Source organism: Cryobacterium sp. RTC2.1 (genome assembly GCF_035018685.1).
GTDB classification, from domain to species: domain Bacteria; phylum Actinomycetota; class Actinomycetes; order Actinomycetales; family Microbacteriaceae; genus Cryobacterium; species Cryobacterium glucosi.
Genome location: NZ_JASJXJ010000035.1, coordinates 1 through 20,258 on the forward strand (window position 1 = coordinate 1; position 20,258 = coordinate 20,258).

At 58.5% G+C, this 20,258-nt stretch carries 16 protein-coding genes and 1 pseudogene; all 17 read left to right on the forward strand.

Going from position 1 to position 20,258, the window contains the following annotated elements:
- On the forward strand, nt 1–303 hold a 303-nt coding region (locus tag QN357_RS06675; protein WP_323504692.1), incomplete at its 5' end, for a hypothetical protein.
- Between the two features lie 111 nt (nt 304–414).
- On the forward strand, nt 415–1,902 hold the full coding sequence (locus tag QN357_RS06680) for a sugar transferase (protein WP_322136547.1): 1,488 nt from the start codon (nt 415–417) through the stop codon (nt 1,900–1,902).
- Nucleotides 1,903–2,070: 168 nt separating this feature from the next.
- A complete protein-coding gene (locus QN357_RS06685; RefSeq protein WP_322140617.1) occupies nt 2,071–2,601 on the forward strand; it encodes a hypothetical protein in 531 nt (176 codons plus the stop codon).
- A 199-nt stretch (nt 2,602–2,800) separates the two neighbouring features.
- Nucleotides 2,801–4,507 carry a DUF4012 domain-containing protein gene (locus QN357_RS06690; RefSeq protein ID WP_322140618.1) on the forward strand — a complete coding sequence of 569 codons (1,707 nt, stop codon included), beginning with the start codon at nt 2,801–2,803 and terminating at the stop codon, nt 4,505–4,507.
- A gap of 144 nt (nt 4,508–4,651) precedes the next feature.
- Nucleotides 4,652–6,073 carry a polysaccharide biosynthesis tyrosine autokinase gene (locus QN357_RS06695; RefSeq protein ID WP_322140619.1) on the forward strand — a complete coding sequence of 474 codons (1,422 nt, stop codon included), beginning with the start codon at nt 4,652–4,654 and terminating at the stop codon, nt 6,071–6,073.
- A gap of 131 nt (nt 6,074–6,204) precedes the next feature.
- On the forward strand, nt 6,205–7,695 hold the full coding sequence (locus tag QN357_RS06700) for a sugar transferase (protein ID WP_322140620.1): 1,491 nt from the start codon (nt 6,205–6,207) through the stop codon (nt 7,693–7,695).
- A 556-nt stretch (nt 7,696–8,251) separates the two neighbouring features.
- The gene (locus QN357_RS06705; RefSeq protein WP_322140621.1) at nt 8,252–9,691 is read left to right on the forward strand and encodes a hypothetical protein; all 1,440 of its coding nucleotides are present in this window, start codon (nt 8,252–8,254) and stop codon (nt 9,689–9,691) included.
- Nucleotides 9,692–9,741: 50 nt separating this feature from the next.
- Nucleotides 9,742–10,500 (forward strand): hypothetical protein, encoded by a 759-nt coding sequence (locus QN357_RS19535; RefSeq protein ID WP_416172927.1) that lies wholly within the window; start codon nt 9,742–9,744, stop codon nt 10,498–10,500.
- A gap of 215 nt (nt 10,501–10,715) precedes the next feature.
- Nucleotides 10,716–11,042, forward strand: coding sequence for a serine O-acetyltransferase (locus QN357_RS19540; protein WP_416172971.1), 327 nt, complete (start codon nt 10,716–10,718; stop codon nt 11,040–11,042).
- Between the two features lie 91 nt (nt 11,043–11,133).
- Nucleotides 11,134–12,444: an O-antigen ligase family protein gene (locus QN357_RS06710; protein WP_322189287.1), complete on the forward strand. Its 1,311-nt coding sequence runs from the start codon at nt 11,134–11,136 to the stop codon at nt 12,442–12,444.
- Between the two features lie 59 nt (nt 12,445–12,503).
- On the forward strand, nt 12,504–13,358 hold the full coding sequence (locus QN357_RS06715) for a hypothetical protein (protein ID WP_322136537.1): 855 nt from the start codon (nt 12,504–12,506) through the stop codon (nt 13,356–13,358).
- A 58-nt stretch (nt 13,359–13,416) separates the two neighbouring features.
- Nucleotides 13,417–14,535, forward strand: coding sequence for a glycosyltransferase (locus QN357_RS06720; RefSeq protein ID WP_322140624.1), 1,119 nt, complete (start codon nt 13,417–13,419; stop codon nt 14,533–14,535).
- Nucleotides 14,536–14,882: 347 nt separating this feature from the next.
- Nucleotides 14,883–15,050: pseudogene (locus QN357_RS19545) on the forward strand (DapH/DapD/GlmU-related protein); the annotation flags it as partial.
- A gap of 1,108 nt (nt 15,051–16,158) precedes the next feature.
- A complete protein-coding gene (locus tag QN357_RS06730) occupies nt 16,159–17,451 on the forward strand; it encodes a glycosyltransferase (protein WP_322140625.1) in 1,293 nt (430 codons plus the stop codon).
- The gene (gmd, locus tag QN357_RS06735) at nt 17,448–18,479 is read left to right on the forward strand and encodes a GDP-mannose 4,6-dehydratase (protein WP_322136533.1); all 1,032 of its coding nucleotides are present in this window, start codon (nt 17,448–17,450) and stop codon (nt 18,477–18,479) included. The genes QN357_RS06730 and gmd overlap by 4 nt, the downstream gene beginning before the upstream one ends.
- 2 nt (nt 18,480–18,481) lie before the next feature.
- A complete protein-coding gene (locus QN357_RS06740; RefSeq protein WP_322136532.1) occupies nt 18,482–19,465 on the forward strand; it encodes a GDP-L-fucose synthase in 984 nt (327 codons plus the stop codon).
- 208 nt (nt 19,466–19,673) lie between these two features.
- Nucleotides 19,674–20,210, forward strand: a complete 537-nt coding sequence (locus QN357_RS06745; RefSeq protein ID WP_322136531.1) for a sortase — start codon at nt 19,674–19,676, stop codon at nt 20,208–20,210.
- Nucleotides 20,211–20,258: the final 48 nt, after the last annotated feature.

The following is a 20,258-nucleotide window of genomic DNA, read 5'->3' on the forward strand; positions in this document are numbered from 1 at the left end:
GTCCCGGCCACCCGCATCCTCTCGGCCGTCAGCGCCACCACCGCATGGCGTGCCTCGACCGGCGCCTGCCCCGCCACCTCGGGCTACCTCGTCGTCTCGGCGGGCCGCCCCGAGTGCGCCGGCGCCCAGCTGCTCACCGTGACCGACGCTCTCGTACCCACCGTGGCCGGCTGCTACGCCGTGAGCACCCCGTCGACGGCCATGGCCGGAACGGTCGCCGTCTCCGAGGCGGCCGGAACCATCTGGCTCTGGGCCGGCGAGCAGGTCGTGCGTTCCACCGACTCCGGAGCGACCTTCAAGTAACACCCCCTCAATGGGGTACGTCGTTCGTTCCTAGACTGATAGCTGAGCGAGACACCCCGAATGTGTCTGTGCACCCGGATCCTTCCGGGCGCGCACCCGTTCGGAGGAGACATGAGCGCATCCACGGCGTCCCCCGTCGAGAGCACCGCATGCCCTCCTGCCGCGCGCGATTGGCGGCGAACCTACGCCCGTCGACTGATGTTCACGGACTTCCTCGTGCTCATCTGGGTCATGTTCGGCGTGCAGATGCTGTGGTTCGGGGTGGATGCCGCCACTCTGTCCATGAGTCGCAGTCACGTTGACCTCGCCGTGAGTTACAGCATCGTCTCGGTCGTGCTCATCGCCGCCTGGATGATCATCCTGGCGGCGTACGACACGCGCGGTCTCCGGGTGCTCGGAACCGGACCCGACGAATACAAGCTCATCGCCAACTCGTCCCTGCACCTCTTCGGGCTTCTGGCCCTGGTCGCGTACCTGTTCCATATCGACGTGGCCCGCGGCTACATTCTCATCGCTTTCCCGCTCGGCATCGTGGTGCTCATCTTCTCCCGGTGGATGTGGCGCCAATGGCTGGTTGTCCAGCGCACCTACGGCCAGTTCTCGTCCCGCGTGATTCTGGTCGGGTCACCCTCCTCGACGGCGCGCATCAACCGTGAACTGTCCCGCCAGCCCGGCGCCGGCTACTGGGTCGTGGGGGCCTGCGTCACCGGCGCTTCCGCAGGCGACGTGCTCCCGGGCACCCAGGTGCCGGTCTTCGGATCCATCGACACCGTCCATGCGGCCATCGACGTGACGGGTGCCGACACGGTCGTCGTCACGGGCGCCGACGAAATGACCGCTCAACTCATCCGCGAGCTGAGCTGGAGCCTGGAACCCGGGCTGCAGCACCTCGTGGTCGCTCCGCGACTCATCGATGTCGGTGGTCCGCGCATCCACATGCGCCCGGTCGCCGGGCTGCCGCTCATGCATGTCGAGACGCCGAGCTACGAAGGCCGCAAGATCCACACCAAGCGCGCCTTCGACCTGGTGGTATCCGGTCTCCTTCTCGTAGTCCTGTCGCCGGTGTTCGCACTGGTCGCTCTCGCCATTCGGGTGGGCGACGCCGGCCCGGTGCTGTTCAGCCAGGCCCGGGTGGGATTCCACGGCGACACATTCCGCATGTTCAAGTTCCGCTCCATGGTCGTCGACGCGGAAACCCGGCTCGCGGACACCAGCACCCTCCACCGCGCCGAAGGCAATGTCGTTCTGTTCAAGATGAGAAACGACCCCCGGATCACGCCTCTCGGCCGATTCCTGCGCCGGTGGAGCCTCGACGAACTGCCCCAGCTCGTCAACGTCTTCCTCGGCACCATGTCTCTCGTCGGGCCGCGCCCGCCCCTCGCTGCAGAAGTCGACCAGTACGAGAGCCATGTTCATCGCAGGTTCCTCGTCAAGCCGGGAATCACCGGACTGTGGCAGATCAATGGCCGATCTACGCTCTCCTGGGAAGACAGTGTGCGGCTCGACCTGTATTACGTGGAGAACTGGTCGCTCGCGGGAGACTTCACGATCCTGTGGCGCACGGCGAAAACCGTTCTCCAGCGCACCGGTGCTTACTGATCACCGGCAAAAGCCACCCCAGTGCGAGGGTCATTTCGGCGGGTCGGCGGTCGTGGGGCCTCCCGGCCCTGACTTCAGCTGTGAATCTACCCTATGGTGAAGACGTGCTTCCAAGACGTTCGCACGCGCCGGCACATCCAATCACGTTTCAGCAGGGGGGATTCACTCATGGCAAAAAAGGCTTTCGCAGCGGCAGCGCTCACGATTCTGGCTATCTTCGCCGCACCCGCCGCCGCCAACGCAGCCGGCTATGTACCCCCGACCAATGACAGCGTTACCGGCACCCCGGTTGCCGGCGGCAGTGTCGCGGTCGATTTCATCGCCGGTTCTTACACCAACGGCGAGACCGTCAACATCTCGGTAGACGGTTCCGGAACCGCCACCCTGTCGGCCGTCAAGGCCAACGTTGCCACGCTGGCCAAGGCCGCGACCGCAACCGGGTCGTTGGCCGTCAAGGTCACCCTGCCGACAAACGCCACCGGCTCCTACACGCTCACCGGAACCGGCGCGACGTCCGGCCTCATCGGCACCTCGACCATTACCGTCGTCGCAGCGGACGCCGGCACCTCTGCCGGACTCGCGAGCACCGGATACAACGCCCCGATGCTCCTCATCTGGAGCGCAGCGGGCGCCGTCCTCCTCGGCATCGCACTGGTCCTCGTGCTCGGCTATGTTCGTCGCAAGCGCGCCAACGCGTAATACCCCGCGCTGACCCCGGCGCACAGCTTTTCGACAGGCCCCGAGCACACGCTCGGGGCCTGTCGTTTTTGTCTGGTTTACTAGACGAATGTCCCACGCGCACGCATCTGCACCGGTCCAGGGTCGGCGTCGACGGGGACGACGAATTTGGCTCTCGGTAGGTATCCCCCTTGTACTACTCGTCGGGATCGTCGCCTGGGTGGGCGTACGCGCCTACCTCGCCAAGGGTGAGCTCGAGGCCGCCCTTCCGCTCGCGGCGCAGATCCAGGCCCAGGTGGTCGCCGGCGATGGCGAATCGGCCCAGCCAACGGCCCGTGCCCTGTCCGACCATTCCGCGAGTGCCGTAGCTCTCACCAGCGACCCGGTCTGGCGGGCATTCGAAGGCATCCCGGTGCTCGGCCCTAACCTCACGGTGGTTCGTCAGCTCGCCGCCGCGACCGACGACATTGCCCAACAGGCCGTCCTTCCCCTCGCGAAGATCGCCGGAACCATCAGCCTGAGCGACTTCAAACCGGTCAACGGTGCGATCAACCTCAATCCGATGACCGATGCCCAGCCCCAGATCGATGCGGCCGATGCAGCTCTCGCCGCCGTGAAACAACGTGTCGACGCGATCGATACTACGGACACGCTGTCCGTGGTGACTGGCGCAGCCGAGAAACTCTCCTCCTCGGTGGATAAGGCAGCCGCTGCCGTAAACACGCTCGATCGGGCCGTGCGTGTTGTGCCCGGCATGCTCGGGGCCTCCGGGCCACGCAACTATATCGTGCTGTTCCAGAATCCCGCGGAACTGCGGGCCTCGGGCGGCATTCCCGGTGCGCTCGCCCTTATCCACACGGAAAACGGCGCGATCACCCTCGAACAGCAAGCCGCTGGCACTGACTTCCCGCATTACGCGCAACCGGTCTTGCCTCTTCCAACAGATACGCGAGGGCTTTACGGCGACATAGTCGGCGAATATATTCAGGACGTCACTCTCACGCCGAATTTTCCGCTATCGGCGTCACTCGCGCGCGAGATGTGGAAACGCCAGTTTGGTGTCGAGGCAGACGGCGTCATCTCCATCGACCCGGTGGCCCTCAGCTATCTCCTTAAAGCCACCGGCCCCATCACTTTGGCGACGGGCGACGTCCTTACCTCGGACAATGCCGTACATCTCCTGCTAAGCGATGCCTACGCGCGGTACACGAAGCCAGCCGACCAGAACGCATTCTTCGCGGGGGCCGCCTCGTCGGTATTCTCGGCGTTGGCCGGCGGCGGCGCTAACCCGAAGTCGCTCCTCGAGGCGTTCGGCCAAGCGGGTGCCGAACGACGCGTTCTGGTTTGGAGCGCACACGATGACGACCAGGCTGTTCTCCAGGACACTTCCTTGGCCGGTCGTCTACCGGTGACCGACGCCGACACGACGCGGTTCGGCGTCTACCTCAACGATGCCACTGGCGCAAAAATGGACACACATCTCGACGTGCAGGTAGCTGTCGGCAATGCTGTCTGTCGACAGGACGCGCGGCCGTATTATGCCGTGACTGTGAATCTGAAGAACACGGCACCCGCCGATGCGGCGAAGTCATTGCCCGAATATGTGACGGGGGGAGGTCATTTTGGTGTCACCCCCGGAAACGTGAAGACGATCGTATCGGTTTACGGGGCACCAGATATGCAGAACCTGGGCGTCATGCGAGACAACGTCGTCATCGGCTACCACCCGGCGACTGATGCGACCTATCCGGTTAGCGCATCTAGCATCGAATTGGCTCCAGGAGAGAGTGCGGTTCTCACATTTGGATGGCTAGGGGCTGGACCTCTAACGAGTGATGTCTCTGCTCAGATCACTCCTGGTACTTCGCGAGTTGTCGCAACGAATGCGTCGTCACGCTGCGATTCCTTGCTCTGGCCACAGCGATGACTATCTCTTGACCGTCATATGTCGGGGGTGTTAACGCTGCGTCCGACAGGCATTCTTTGACGCACCGTAGGTCGCAACTGTGGCACCATAATGGGGGGCGTCAGAAGTCGGCCTCGAAAGTGAACGTCATAGGAAGGCCGCTGAGTGGAACTTCGCGACTATATTCGGGTCTTACGTAAGAGCTGGGTCCTCATCGTACTTCTGTTGCTCGTTGGTCTGGGAGCGGGTGCCACCTACTCTTTGACGACAACGCCTCTATACAATGCGTCGTCAAAGGTCTTCGTCTCAACGCAGGGCGGAGGCACAAGCCAGGAGCTGGCGCAGGGCAATACCTTTACTGTGGCCAGAGTGAAGACGTATGCCGATCTAGTGGCTACACCGATCGTTCTCCTTCCGGTGATTGGAAGCCTCGGGCTTAACATGACTTCCGTTGATTTGGCAAAGCAGGTCACGGCTTCAGCGCCTCTTGACACGTCGATTATTGAAATCGCCGTCCTGGACCCGGATCCCGTGCGGGCCGCCGATATTGCCAATGCCGCTTCTCAGAGCCTTACTGCCGTTGTCCAGTCCATCGAGACTCCCGAAGCCATTGACGCCGTATCGCCCGTCAAACTCACCCGGGCACAAGAAGCAACTGTGCCCAGCAAACCAGTGAGCCCTAACGTCCCGCTAAATATTGCGCTTGGTGCTCTGATAGGACTTGCTCTAGGAATCGGCTTAGCAGTCCTACGCGAAGCGATGGAGACTCGCATTCGAAATGAGCGCGACGTCGAGCAGGTTACTGATGTGCCGATCTTGGGCGGAATCGTCTTCGACCCGAAAGCCAAGGAACGCCCGCTCATCGTGCATGTGGACCCGCGAAGTCCCCGGGCTGAGTCGTTCCGTTCTCTTCGAACGAATCTCCAGTTCCTTGACGTGGGTCGGACAGAACGCAGCTTCGTCATAACATCGTCTATAGAAAGCGAAGGAAAGAGCACCACGGGTGCAAACCTCGCGATCGCACTGGCTGATGCTGGCGGCCGTGTTCTTCTCATTGACGCCGATCTGCGGCGCCCAAAGATCGCAGACTACATGGGTGTCGAGGGGCGTGTTGGACTCACCGACGTCCTAATCGGTCGAGCGGAATTGTCCGACGTTATTCAGCCGTGGGGCGAGGGTCGTCTCTTCGTACTCCCGGCAGGCAAGATACCGCCTAACCCCAGTGAGCTGTTAGGTTCAGCCCGAATGGCCGATCTCATTGCGCAATTCAATCTCACCTTTGACGTAGTGATCTTTGACTCGTCGCCATTGCTGCCTGTTACGGACGCGGCAATCCTCGCGAAGAATGTGGGTGGGGCCATCATCGTGGTCGCGGCCGGCCGCACCCACAAGAATCAACTTAGGGGCGCAATCGCAGCATTGGGGAGTGTCGGTGCACCGGTTTCGGGACTCGTGCTGACCATGCTGCCGACCAAAGGCCCTGATGCTTACGGATACGGTCACTACGGCTATGGATATGGCTATGGGTATACCCAGGACGTCACGGACGAAAAGGTCCGGAGCCGCGCGCGCATCAAGAAGGTATAGATCGACTGAATTTCGTTGGTTAATGCCACCGTAACCACAATGGGGTACCTTCTTGCCTACGTCGTCGTGGCCTGGCGTTGGCGTCAATCAAATCGAGACATGGCGGAAAGTGTAGCGCCATGAGGAGCAATATGAAAAAGCGCACTGGCATAGCCGGGGTACCTATTGAGATCGAACAGACCGGCGGGCGAAATTGGCGGGTTTCATATGCCGCTCGCCTTGTCGCTTCTGATCTTCTTGTCCTGATTTGGGTAGTTTTCGGGGTCCAAATCGCTTGGTTCGGCATCGCAGCCTCGGATGTGCAATTTCGAGGTAGCCTCGCGGACACAGCGATCAGCTATTCAGTAATCTCCATTGTGCTCATTGTGACATGGATGATTTCCTTGGGTATCTATGGCTCGCGAGGCTACCGAGTGCTGGGCACTGGCTGGCAGGAGTACCGCTTAGTGGCGGGAAGCACTGTCCGTCTTTTCGGTCTGGTGGCGTTAATCGCCTATCTCTTCCAGATCGATTTAGCGCGAGGCTATATTCTCATCGCGTTTCCTCTCGGACTGGCAGTTCTCGCTCTTTCGCGTTGGATGTGGAGACAATGGCTTGGAGTGCACCGTCTCGATGGGCGCTATTCCTCCCGAGTGCTCCTAGTCGGGTCGGAAGTGTCCGCAACGCATTTGGCTCGTCAATTGGCGCGCCAGCCCAAAGCCGGTTATCTCGTCGTCGGGGCCTGTATTCCCAGCGGGCTCGTAGCGGGGTATCTACCGGACAGTGCAATACCTGTGTTCGGAAATCTCGACAAATTGCAGGCGGCGATGACCGCAGTGGGCGCCGACACGGTTGTGATTACCAGTAGTGACGAGCTGTCACCAGAACGAGTTCGAGAATTGAGCTGGAGCCTGGAACCAGGCAGACAACACCTAGTCGTCGCACCGAGCTTGACGGACATCGGTGGTCCACGTATCCACACCCGACCGGTTGCCGGATTGCCGCTCATCCATGTCGAGACGCCAAGGTTCGAAGGCCGGAATTTCTTTGCTAAGCGTGCCTTCGATCTATTGTGCTCGGGTTTGCTTATAGTCGTACTTTCGCCGTTCCTCCTAATCATCGGAGCCGTAATTCGGCTCAGCACACCTGGGGATGTGCTATTTCGGCAGGAGCGAGTGGGTATTAACGGTCGACACTTCAGCATGCTGAAGTTCCGATCTATGGTTACAGATGCAGAAGCACTGCTAGTCGGGCTCCGGGATGAAGCGCGCACTGAAGGCAACTCCGTACTCTTCAAGATGAAGGAGGACCCTCGAGTTACTCCCATCGGAAAGTACCTTCGACGTTATAGCCTCGATGAACTTCCGCAGTTGTTCAACGTATTTGGTGGTTCGATGTCCTTGGTCGGGCCAAGACCCCCCCTAGAACGGGAAGTTGCTGAATATGAGAATCACGTTCATCGTCGATTCCTCGTGAAGCCCGGTATTACGGGCCTCTGGCAGGTAAGCGGTAGGTCCAACTTGTCGTGGGAGGACACGGTCCGCTTGGATCTCTACTACGTCGAGAACTGGTCGATCACTGGAGACATCGTGATCTTGTGGCAGACGGCCCGTGCTGTGTTAGCAAGCGATGGTGCTTACTAATGTGCAATGCAGCAACCGGAATGGTGCGCATCGGATACCACTCGATCGCTGATCTGCGGGGCGATCGTTGCTGGGTTGTCTTAAAGACTTCAGGACGACCGCAGTTTTGCGGTGGCTTCGCTCGAAGCGCCGCTACAGTTCCCTGGAACCCGCCAGCTGCTCAGACTCATCTTTCACTTGGTACACCGCGACTGTGGCGCTCTTTCTTCAGAAGAGGAGTACGGTCGCAGAGCGCAATCCCGGCTCGAATAGCCATACCGCAGTCGCAGTCGCAGTCGCAGTCGCAGTCGGGGCAGGGATTTGTAGAGCGGATTTCTCGGGCCCCTAGAGACCTATCGCAAGAGGGCACGGGGCTGCGCCGTAATCCCAAGGCGGAATCCCTCGAGTTCGCGAAGCATGCTGTTCACGGGCGCGGATACCGAAACGAAAGACCGGACTTTTCGTGGGACGATGGAGTGTGGGTTGGCTTCCACGACGAAGGAAGTCTTGTTGGAGTAGGTCGAGCTGAAACTCCGAGGCATCGATACCATTCGGTCCGGGCGAAAGATGGCGCAAATTGAATGCCGTTCGGTCTCGGCGTCTCGGCAGTGTCGGGCTTAGCGCGCTTGTCCGCGTTGGTACATTTCCCGTCACCGCGCTCGCAACATTCCTGACAACTTCTCTAGTCATTGGTCATGCTGGAGCGGCTGGCTATGCCGCGATTGCGGTAGTAATAACCCTTTCCCAGTTGGTGCCCTACGCCGATCTCGGGATAGGGGCCGGTGTCATTAACGCGATCTCCATGTCGGAGGTAGATGATCCGATTCGCACAAAGGCGGTGGCCAGCGCGATCCGCGTGATGCTGGTGTCAATGATCATTGTCTCGAGCCTGGGCTTGCTCGGAATGACCTTCTTCTCATGGTCCGAGGTCCTGAGTCTCGAAAACTCTGGGTTGGGCCGCCTTGATACTGTGACTGCTCTTGTGATCGTGATCTTCGCAGCTACGATTCCGATGGGGATTGGACAACGGGTGCTTTTGGCGCTCATGATGAATCCGATCGCGATCGTAGTTAATTCGCTAGGGCCGATACTGAGTCTCCTGGGCACCGCAGTGATCGTTGGAATGGGCCTTTCTCCAGAGCTATTAGTTTTCCCCCCGGTCGTTGGTGGCCTGATTAGCTCCTTTGTATCCTTGTGGATCGCGACCAAGCGGATTCGATTCCGATGGTTGACTATCTTCCAATACCGCAAGTTTCATCTCCCCGGGCTCCTATCTCAGGGGATGTGGTATCTCATGATTAGTGTTGTTTCGGCTTTTGCCTTTCAATGGGGGCGGATCGTTCTCGCCTCTCGTGGAACGCTTGACCAAGTTGCCACATACTCAATTGCAATGCAGTTCTATGCGCCACTGTGGTCCTTCTTCATTGCGGCTGGAACGTCGCTCTGGCCCATATTTGCGCGCAATAGGTCGCGGAATGAGAGTAATTCGGCGCTACTTTTGCGAATGGTTCTCTACTTTGCAGGTGCCGGTTTGATTTGCCTTATCGGACTTATGTTGTTCGGGCCGTGGCTGGCCGGCGTGATTTCGCATTCGGCGGTGGAAGCAAGCGCAATGATATTCCTGGGATGTGGTCTCCTGATCATTGTTCAATCGGTCCAGCTAGTTCTCGGCGTCTCACTTACTTCTCCACGGGACCTTCGATTTCAGGCGCTTTGGGGCATCCCGATGGCTGCATCCGTGATTGGTGCCACTTGGCTATTCGTGCCTGCCCTCGGAGCAATAACGCCCTTCTTGGCTGCCGGTGTTGGAGTTCTGTCGTTTCAGGTATTTCCTAATGTCTTTCGTGTGCGCGCAAATAGCCGTTCGCTACGTGAGACCACTGCAAATCCGGAACTTGAGACTGTTGCCCAATTATCTAGAAGATCTCAGCATCCGGGAGAGTACGACCGTCGAGATCATGGTTCGCCAATTCGAAGTATTGATAGGAGATTGAAATGGCACAAATCGGAATGGTGATTCCGACGTTAGGTACGCGCCCAGCATGGCTTCGCGGTACCTTGAAATCAATGTTCGAACAGCGTGGCGTTGATCTTAAGGTTGTCATCGTGACACCTCGTCCGGACGAGGTGAGACTGATTGCGGCTGGGACTCCCGCGGTTGTGGTTGCGTCAGACACGCCGGGGATATCGGCGGCCGTCAATGAAGGATGGGCGGAGCTATTAGACTCGACTTTCCTGGCTTGGCTTGGCGACGATGACCTACTTGCACCGGGATCTCTCCGCATTTCGCAGGACGCGCTAGTCAGAAACGCGGCGGCTTCCGGCACGTACGGGTGCGTGCGATACATTGACGCCGCGAATGAGACTCTCTTCGTTGCTCGGCCCGGTCGCTTTGCGAGCGCTTATCTGCCCTGGGGTAAAGACTTGGTCCCCCAGCCGGGTAGTCTATTTCGCCGTGAAGCAGTCGAAGCCGTTGGCGGACTGGATACCAGTCTTCGATATGCGATGGATTTTGATCTGTTCCTAAAGCTTCGAACCACTGGGCCACTCCTCTACCTTTCATCCGAGGTCGCGTCGTTCCGACTGCACCCCGGCAGCATCACGGGTGCGAACCAGTCGAGCGTGGAAGCCGAAAGCGTTCGTGCCAGGTTCCACTCCGCACGAGTGAACTCCATACGTAGGTCGCTGGCGCCCCTTCAATCGGTCACTGATCGGGCGCTATACAAGCTATCTCGGCGACCGGGGGGTGTGGTTCCACAAATGCTCGGGCGCGACTATGTACTCGAGGTCTATAGTCATGCCGATCTCGACGGCTCAACGACATGAAGAACTACGGCCGAATGGTTTCGACGACCCCAGGATTCCGATTTAGTTGGGTCTTTCAAGATTTTGCTGCGAACGCCCACAGGCCCCGCACTCGTCTCCTATTGGCCACATTTAGGTTGGCGCAGGCGGCCCGACATCCATTTTCCGACCGTCCAAGTCTGCTGTCATATTTTGTAACTGCGTGGTACGTGTTCATTTCCGAATGGGTTCTCGGGATGGAGTTGCCGGTTAAGACTCACGTCGGCTCTGCGCTGCAAATCGTGCACGGTTTCGGCCTTGTAATTAATGTGGATAGCCGACTTGGTTCTGACGTCGTTATTCGCCAAGGCGTCACCATCGGCAATAAGGGTGACGGTGGTGCTTCGCCTACTGTCGGAGATGGCGTATCGATTGGATCCGGAGCTTGCGTTATCGGGGCTGTTACCATTGGAGCTCGAGCGCGAATTGGCGCAAATGCGGTCGTAGTAACGGACGTACCTGCAGACGTTTCCGTCGTTGGAAATCCTGGACGAATCCTTTTAGACCGGGCTCCAGGGGTTTGAGTAAGTGACTGAACCATTTGTTATTACGCTCGTCACTGGATCCTCTCTAGTTGCGGCGTGGGTCTGGCTTCGCGGCGTACGTCGTGGTGACGTGGTTTCCAAGTGGAATATCACGACCACCTATGTGGTCCTCATAGCTTGGCTCCTGTTGGCATCATCGGTGTTCACACAGTTTGATGGCGGAAACGTATCCATAGTTAACGTCTTCGGGCAGACGACGATACTTGCTAATCCTCGAGCGGCGCAAATAATGCAGCTCGCTGGCTATGCCATTATCGGAATTGGATTCCTCACCTTCTTTGTGTTCGGTATCGTCCGAAGGAACCGCCTATCGACTCCCCTGCTGCTCATGGGGCTTCTGGTGGTGATGACGGATTTCTCTTCTGCCATCGCGGGTGCGTCTGCCATTGGGAACCCTCGCATCATCGCCTTATTCGCACTGTTTCTGGGTGCTTCAGTGCTGCCGCGCGGCGGTGGCGCTCGGCTCGGGGTGGCGTTTTTTGGATTCTCTGTCTGCGTCGCAAGTGGCATTTTCCTGCTAGTGAACTATGCCGCCGCGTTTAGGACATGCCGTGTAGACAAGTGCGGCCCGCTCGGTAATCTTTTCTTTGGAGTGACTACCGGGGAAAACACAATCGGTCTTATAGTCGCCACCTCAATCCCGTGCATATTCCTTGTGTTGCGCGGCGCGACACGTTGGATCCTGGCGGTTTATCTCCTTAGCGTGGTCTACATCTCTGGTAGTCGAACGGCGCTGCAAGTCGCCCTTATCGTAACGATTCTTGTCGTGGTAACGGGCATGAGTTCCACGTCGATGGGCGGAATTTGGCGACGGTTTTTGACGATTGGGACGGCATCGGTCGGATTAGCTCTTGGCATTGTGCTTCCCTATCTGCCCCTGAATCCAACTGATTTTACAAACCGCGCCTATTTGTGGAAGCTTGCTTCTGCTCAACTAGAGGACAGTCAACTTTTTGGATTCGGCGCGCTCATCTGGGGAAATCAGGTTGCTGTGGGCACAATCTCCAGAGATGAGGCATATTCTGTCCACAATCAATGGCTCGATATTAGATACACGACCGGGGCATTAGGTATAGCACTGTTCATCATCTTGATCGTGATTGCGCTGCGGCAGGCGGATAAGTGGACCGCCCCCCAGACCGCGCTCTTGTTCATCCCGGTAATCTATTCGGGTCTACTCGAGCGCACGTGGGCATTTGGCTTGCTCGACGTCTTTGGGTGGATGGCAGCGGCCACCCTGCTTGCACTTGAGCCTGCGGCTGAACCGGCTGCAAACACCTCTTCTGTGCTGACGGAAGCACTCGCACAAAGAGGACATGGCACGGACCGAGTGCTTACCGGTCTAGACAACACGAATCCGAGGGGAGCGCACGGGAATTGATCAAGCGAAATTCTTATCTGCGTCTAGTCGCGCGAATACGATCGGCCATACAGACTCGAGTGGACCGCATCTGCGCCCAATTTTGGGTACGACTACCGCTTGGCGTTATGGGGCCAACCCGCGATCCACGAAGCGTCGACGATGCAACTCGAGTCATTGCGCTGACCACTTATCCGCCTCGCATTGGCGCTGTGCATTTGACGATTCGAAGCTTGCTTAAACAATCGATAGCCGTTGATGCGATCTACCTTGTCCTCTCGACCCTTGAGTTCCCGGGCGGTGAGTCGGACCTCCCTCCCAATCTACGGCGACTACTTGCCGCTACAAAAGGCAGAGTGAATGTCCATTTCACGCCCGAAAATATGCGGTCGTTCAAGAAGCTTCTTCCGATCATCGAAATCTACCCGGAGGCGACTATTTTAACTGCGGACGACGACGTTCTTTACTGGCGATCCTGGGCTCAACAGCTCGACGCGGCCAGTCTGACCTTTCCTGGAACAGTAGTCGGAACCAGAGGAACTCTGATAAAAATGGAGGGCAATCGTGCCCGCCCATACACGGAATGGCCGGTAGCAGAGGCCGGTGTACCCGGCCAACTCGTTTTTCTGACCGGTCGGGGTGGCATTCTTTACCCGCCACATTCGCTGGATCCGCGGGTTCTTGACTGGGCGACGGCTTCTCTCATTTGTCCGTCCGCGGACGATATCTGGTTCAAGGTCATGGCATCTTTGGCGGGCATCGAAGCGGTAAAGATAGACACCGGTCGCGAATATCCATCAAATGGTGCAAGCCAAGGCAGCGCACTTTGGCGTCGCAACGTCCTCAAGAACGAGAATGACGTGGCTTTCGAGGCGGTTGTGGACCGCTTTGGCCTTTGGGATACATACCTCACCGCACAAAAGCTTCGACGTTGAAGGTGCTAATCGTCGATTGCCTCGCATATCTTTCCAGTTCACGTTGAGAGGTCCTCAAATGTACAGAAAATCGCCGGCCAGTAAATTCGATGCGTTATATCTCGCCGTCCTTCCCTTCTATCGGGAGTATTGCATCCAGGAGCTCAAAGCTGATTTGTCTTTGGACGTGATCCTGTTGGCTGGTGATCGGCACGTCGATCCCACAATTCGAACCGGAATCAGTAGGTCCTTATATGTGCAAGTTAGAAACTACGTCCTTGCTGGACGCGTACTTGTCCAGCTAGGGGGGTGGCGCACAGCGATCAGCGCCAACACCACGATCCTCGACCTCAATCCGCGCAGCCTCACGGCGTGGACATTGCTGGGTTTCAGACGCATTCTGGGTAGGCGAACGCTCCTATGGGGCCATTTGCACCCTCGCTCCGGAAGAGGCAGTCGGACGGCGGTGCTACGCCGCTCGATGCGGCGTCTTTCGAACGGGACGGTGCTCTACGGGTACGATAGCGTTCCCTTTGCGCTCGCAGAACTCCCAGGGTCGCCCGTCTGGGTGGCGCCGAACTCTTTGTACGCAAGGGATGCCTTGACTGTACCGGCCAATGAAGGCCCGTACACCAGCGTCCTATACGTGGGGCGCCTCGTTTCCGATAAGAAAGTAGACCTGCTCATCCGAGGATTCTTGAGGAGCGATCTTGCAACCCGCGGCGTGCGGCTTGTCATCGTCGGAGAGGGCGCCGAACGAAAGGTCCTCGCCGACCTTGTGTCGGAGCTTGGCGGCAATGCTTCGGTAACCTTTCTCGGCCAGGTCGCCGATGTGAATGACCTTCGCCATCTCTATGAAGACGCTCTGTGCTCCGTATCGCCGGGTTACGTTGGGCTAAGCCTCACACAAAGCCTCGGGTTTGGCGTTCCTATGCTGATCTCAAGGGACGAACCGCATTCTCCCGAACTCGAGCTCGCTCGAATCGGTGGCGTCGAGTTCTTCGAGACTGACTCGCCGCTTGCACTTGCGGCCGCTCTTGATGCGCTCGCGCCTGCCGGCAATGCATGCGAGCGACAGCGAATCAGCATCGCAATTCGGAAGACCTATTCGGCGGAAGCCATGGCGGCGGGGATCGCGTCGGCACTCAAGAACACCAAACAGGAACTCGGAGATGATGGATGGCCGTCGAATCGGTAGTCAAGGTACCCAAGAACCGCAGCCGTATCCCAGCACCGCTAGAGGGAATTGTTCGTACATTGCAGCGACGACTAATGATCCATGGGCTGGTGACGTACGGCAAGAACTTGCGAATGGGTAGTGATAGCACCTTGAGTTCGGTGCACGGGCTCAGAGTCGGTCACAATGTTTCGATTGGCCAGCGCACAGTCATCGAAGTCGACGGTGCAATCGGAGACTACTGCCTGATTGGGCGCGGGGTGCAGATTGTCGGTCGTGTGGATCATTCGATCGACGAGGTGGGAATTCCAATGGCGTTCTCGACGTGGGTTGGAGACCGACCCGCAGTCCCGCAGGATGCCGTACAGATTGGAAGTGATGTGTGGATTGGCGGTGGCGTCATTATTCTCGGAGGGGTCACTATCGGCGAGGGGGCCGTGCTTGGCGCTGGTGCTGTGGTGACACATGACATTGAGCCTTACGGAATTGCCGTCGGGAATCCCGCTCGAGTCATCCGGAAACGATTCGATTCTGATGCTCAGAGGCACGTGCACAGTACCGCTCTCCGTGTCGATAGTTCCGACGTGAGCGATAAGGGGTAGTTGAGCACATCACCACAATCTCTTGTGTCTTGCCGCGGTGGCGCGAGGCAGATCTGGAGCCGGTGTGAAGTGCTGCCAACATCCAGTTGGACAGGCGACTCGTTTTCCGGAGCGCCATCGAGCCAACACTTTATGCGCGGAATCGCGGCCCGAGATCCTCTGGGCTACGGGGGCCCCAGACCCGATTTGCAGGAATCGCACCGTTCACAGTTGTTCCGGGTGTCACGAGTGCCGAACGACCGATATCAGCGCCGCCGAGGACAATGCATCGGGAAGTCACCCAAGCCCCGTCGCCTATCCGAATCGCCTTGGTAATCAGCGCCATGTCGCGACGATGGGCGTGGCTGCCTGTCGTTAGGAATGTCTCTTGCGAAATTGAAACATCATGTCCGATAAATACGTCGTCTTGATTGTGGAACCAAACCCCTTCGCCGATCCAAGAGTTCGCTCCTACGTGCAGCTTCCACGGGAACTTCACTCGGGTTCTGGGCCGGAATATAACACCTGGGCCAATGTCTGCACCGAATGCCCTCAGGACCCGAACGCGAAGCCCGGAACTGACTTGCCATGGATTCGTAACGAACAACAGCTCCGCGACAGCCCAAAGATAGATCACAAACTTAGGGCGGTCCCATGCTTCTCTCGAGCCAGGGGCTGCAGCAAGGCTGATGACCGGAATCTCACTTGGGTCCAGTTCATCAGACGGCCTATTCGTCATCTTGTCCTCGCCGTGTCGCGGATGGTCCTCCCGTGGGACACGCCCTAGGAGTTTCGGTCAACACCGTAAGCCTAGGGCCCACGTTCGCCTGCAACGGGGGTGGGAATCGCGCTCGGCTGACACGGGTACGGAAGGTCGTTCGGATGATGCCCTTACGTCATGAGAATGAAATCATGCTGTAACCCGAAGGGGGGAGGCCCGAAACTGGACGACGCTAGGGTGTTAGTGAGTTCAGGAGCGCCTGTTTCGGGACCGGGCACACCTCCAGTTTGAGTAGTTGAACTGACTTTGAGCAAGTATCAAGAACCAGAAAGCAGATCGTCATTGACCAAGCAGACTCAGCTGAAGGTGCTCGTCATCGGCCTGAACTTCTCACCGGAGGTCACCGGGATAGCGCCATACACGAGTGGGCTTGTTCAGGGGCTTGTGGAACGCGGCTTCGCCGTCGATGTCATAACGGCACATCCTCACTACCCGGAGTGGAAAGTGCATGCCGGCTATGGCGGTGGAAAGACGTCCGAATTTCTAGATGGCGTTCGCGTCACACGGTTGCCGCACTACGTTCCATCCAGGCCCGAAGGCCTAAAGCGTTTGGCTTCTGAGATTTCCTTTGGAATACGCGTCATGTTTGCGAAATGGGGTCGCCCAGACGTGATTGTGATGGTGTCGCCAGCGCTTTTTTCGACCGCCCTCGCGATGCTCAGAGCGCGGATGAGCCACCGAAAGCGCATTGTTAACATTTGGATACAGGACCTCTATAGCTTGGGAATGGCCGAAACTGGGACCGGTTCAGATTTCATCACCAGGGTAGTGACTTGGGTAGAGAGGGTCACGATCGCGGCAGCATCGGGCGTGGTCGTAATTCATCCCCGGTTCGCCGCCCACCTGGGTGAAAAGTTCGGCATCGGATCTGCGCAAATTGAGGTAATTCGAAACTGGACCCACCTCAAACCGACGCCACCCTTCGATTTCACCGCCGTCCGTGCGACTCACGGCTGGAATCCCGATGAGACCGTTGTCCTACACGCTGGGAACATGGGGGTTAAGCAGGCTCTCGGGAATGTGGTCGAAGCCGCACGACTTGCGGAAGCACAGGACCTCCCGGTCCGCTTCGTTTTATTGGGAAACGGAAGTCAACGAGACGCGCTCATCGCCCAAGGAAGAGGCATCTCTCGACTGCAGTTCATTGATTCTCTCGACGACTTTGGTTTCCAAAGGGCACTCGCATCTGCAGATATCTTGTTGGTCAACGAGAAGCTCGGTGTTTCCGAGATGGCCGTGCCCAGCAAACTGACGTCTTATTACAATGCAGGTCGGCCCGTGATCGCGGCAACCGATCGACGAGGGGTGACTGCGGCCGAAATCGAGTCAGCGGGGGGAGGAGTCGTTGTAGACGCCGAAGTCCCGCAGGCAATAATCGATGAGGCAATTGGGCTCCGGGACGACCCAGCGCGCGCTGCTTTGTTCGGCGCGAATGGAATGCGCTACCGCGCAGACGTCCTAGGGCAAGAAGTGGCCATTGACCGATTTGCTCAATGGCTAAGGGGCTTGACGTCAATGCAGGACCATGTCGATGGTCACTCGCGTTCGTTAGGCAAAGATGGAGGAAATTCATGACAAAGCGCGCTCTCATCACTGGAATTACTGGTCAGGATGGTTCGTACCTTGCCGAGCTCTTGCTCTCGAAGGGTTACGAGGTGCACGGGCTAATTCGACGTGCTTCGACGTTCAATACGGCCCGAATTGATCACCTGTATGTTGACCCGCACGACCCCGAGGCCAAGTTGTTCCTTCACTATGGCGATCTCAGTGACGGCAGCCGCCTTGTAACTCTGCTCGCCGAGATTCAGCCGCACGAGGTCTACAACCTTGCTGCGCAATCGCATGTTCGTGTGTCCTTCGACGAGCCCGAGCACACCGGTGACACGACGGGTATGGGCACCATCCGCCTGCTCGAGGCCGTACGCATGTCTGGTATTGAGACACGGTTCTACCAGGCGTCGAGCTCGGAGATGTTTGGGGCTACTCCGCCACCTCAGAATGAGGAGACCCCGTTCTACCCCCGCTCGCCGTACGGCGCAGCCAAGGTTTACAGCTACTGGATCACTAAGAATTACCGCGAGGCATATGACATGTTTGCCGTGAATGGAATTCTCTTTAACCACGAATCTCCGCGCCGTGGCGAGACTTTTGTTACTCGAAAGATCACACGCGCCGTCGCAGCCATCAAGGCGGGTAAACAGGATCATGTCTACCTCGGCAACCTCGATTCGATCCGTGACTGGGGCTACGCCGCAGAATATGTAGAGGGCATGTGGCGCATGCTGCAGGTTGACGAGCCCGATGACTTTGTCCTTGCCACCGGCGGAAACTTCACGGTGCGGGACTTCGTGGCAACCTCGTTCAGCCACGCCGGCCTCAAATGGGAAGATCACGTGCGCTTCGACGAGCGATACTTGCGCCCCACGGAGGTGGACGCACTCGTTGGCGACGCCTCCAAAGCTGAGGCCAAGCTTGGCTGGAAGGCCACGGTCGACACCGCTGAACTCGCCCGCATCATGGTGGACGCCGACATCGTCGCGCTCGAGCATGCGGGTGGCCACTGGATCGACGAGGTCAAGCTCGCGAGCTGGGGTACGAAGTAGTCATGGCTGACGACCGCGACCACGTCGAATTCGTGCCAGGAGTCCTGGATCGCTCAAGCCGGTTTTACGTCGCAGGTCATCGCGGCTTGGTCGGATCCGCGATCTGGCGCCGACTCGAGGCGGAGGGATTCACCGATCTGGTCGGTCGGAACTCTTCTGACCTGGATCTCAAGGACCGAGATGCCGTTTTCGCGTTCTTTGAGGAAGCGAAGCCGCGTTACGTAGTATTGGCGGCCGCGAAGGTGGGCGGGATCCTGGCGAACAGCACGTTCCCGGTCGACTTCTTGAGCGACAACTTGCGGATACAGGTGAACGTGCTCGACGCAGCCCTAAAGTATGGCGTCGAACGCCTCCTGTTTCTGGGATCGTCCTGCATCTATCCGCGTCTCGCCCCGCAACCAATACGAGAGGACACCCTCCTCACCGGACACCTCGAACCGACGAACGACGCCTACGCGATCGCGAAGATCGCAGGAATCCTGCAGATTCAGGCCGTTCGGCGCCAGTACGGCTTGCCGTGGATCTCAGCGATGCCGACGAACCTCTATGGTCCTGGAGACAATTTCTCACCGAAAGGGTCACACGTTCTTCCGGCCCTCATCCGTCGATATGACGAGGCGGCGCAGTCTGGCATCGCGACGGTTACCAACTGGGGGACAGGCACTCCACGCCGCGAGTTCCTACACGTCGACGACATGGCCGCAGCGTGTTTGCACTTGATGGAACACTACGACGGTCCCGAGCAGGTAAACGTAGGCACCGGGTCCGACGTGACTATTCGTGAAATTGCGGAGACAATCGCGCGGGTCGTGGGATTCACAGGAGAGACTCTTTGGGACACTGAGAAGCCGGACGGCACGCCCCAGAAACTCCTCGACGTCTCCAAGCTCGCAGACGCAGGCTGGACAGCTCAGATCGGGCTGGAAGACGGGCTTGTGTCAACGGTTCAGTGGTACCGGGACCACGTCACTAGCATTCGACAGTAGGGGTGTTGAGCGAAAAGCGAGCGCACGCCCGCGAGGCGTGCGCTCGCTTTTGGCCTACTCGGGTGTATGCAATGCAACGAAATGTTCACCCGATAGAAACACGCGAACTGGAAGCGGGCTGTGAATGTCCCCTAAAGTAGGGGGTAGCCTCACTCGAGGTCAGCCAGTGTCGGCGAAAAATCATTTGATCCACAGCAGGGATAACACCATGGCAAAAAAGATCCTGGCGGTGATTGGACTCGCAGTCCTCGCCGTTTTCGCAGTACCGGCCGCAGCTAACGCTGCCGGCTACGTCCCGGCAGCAAACGTTGCCGTCTCCGACAGCACCCCGGTTCCCGGCCAGGCAGTGACGGTCTCGTTCGACGGCGCGTCCTTCACGCCCGGCGAGAGCGTCTCCTTCGCTGTCACCGGTTCGGGCCTCGCCACTCTCTCCATCGTGAAGTCCGGAACCGCGACTCTCGTCAAGTCGGCCACCACCACCGGCGCAGCCAGCGTATCCGTCACGCTTCCGACGGATGCGACCGGTTCCTACACAACCACGGCCACCGGCCTCACATCCGGCACCGTCGGTACCGCGACACTCACCGTCGTGGCCGCTGACAACGGCGCCACCGGTCAGACCCTCGCCAGCACCGGCTATAACACCCCGGTCCTTCTGATCTGGGCGGCCGCTGGCGCGCTCCTCCTCGGTATCGCCCTCGTGGTTGTGCTGAGCTTCGTTCGCCGTCGCCGCGTAGCCGCGTAGCGTTTACTCAACAGGCAACTTCTTCCGACACTGTGTGAAGTTGATCGC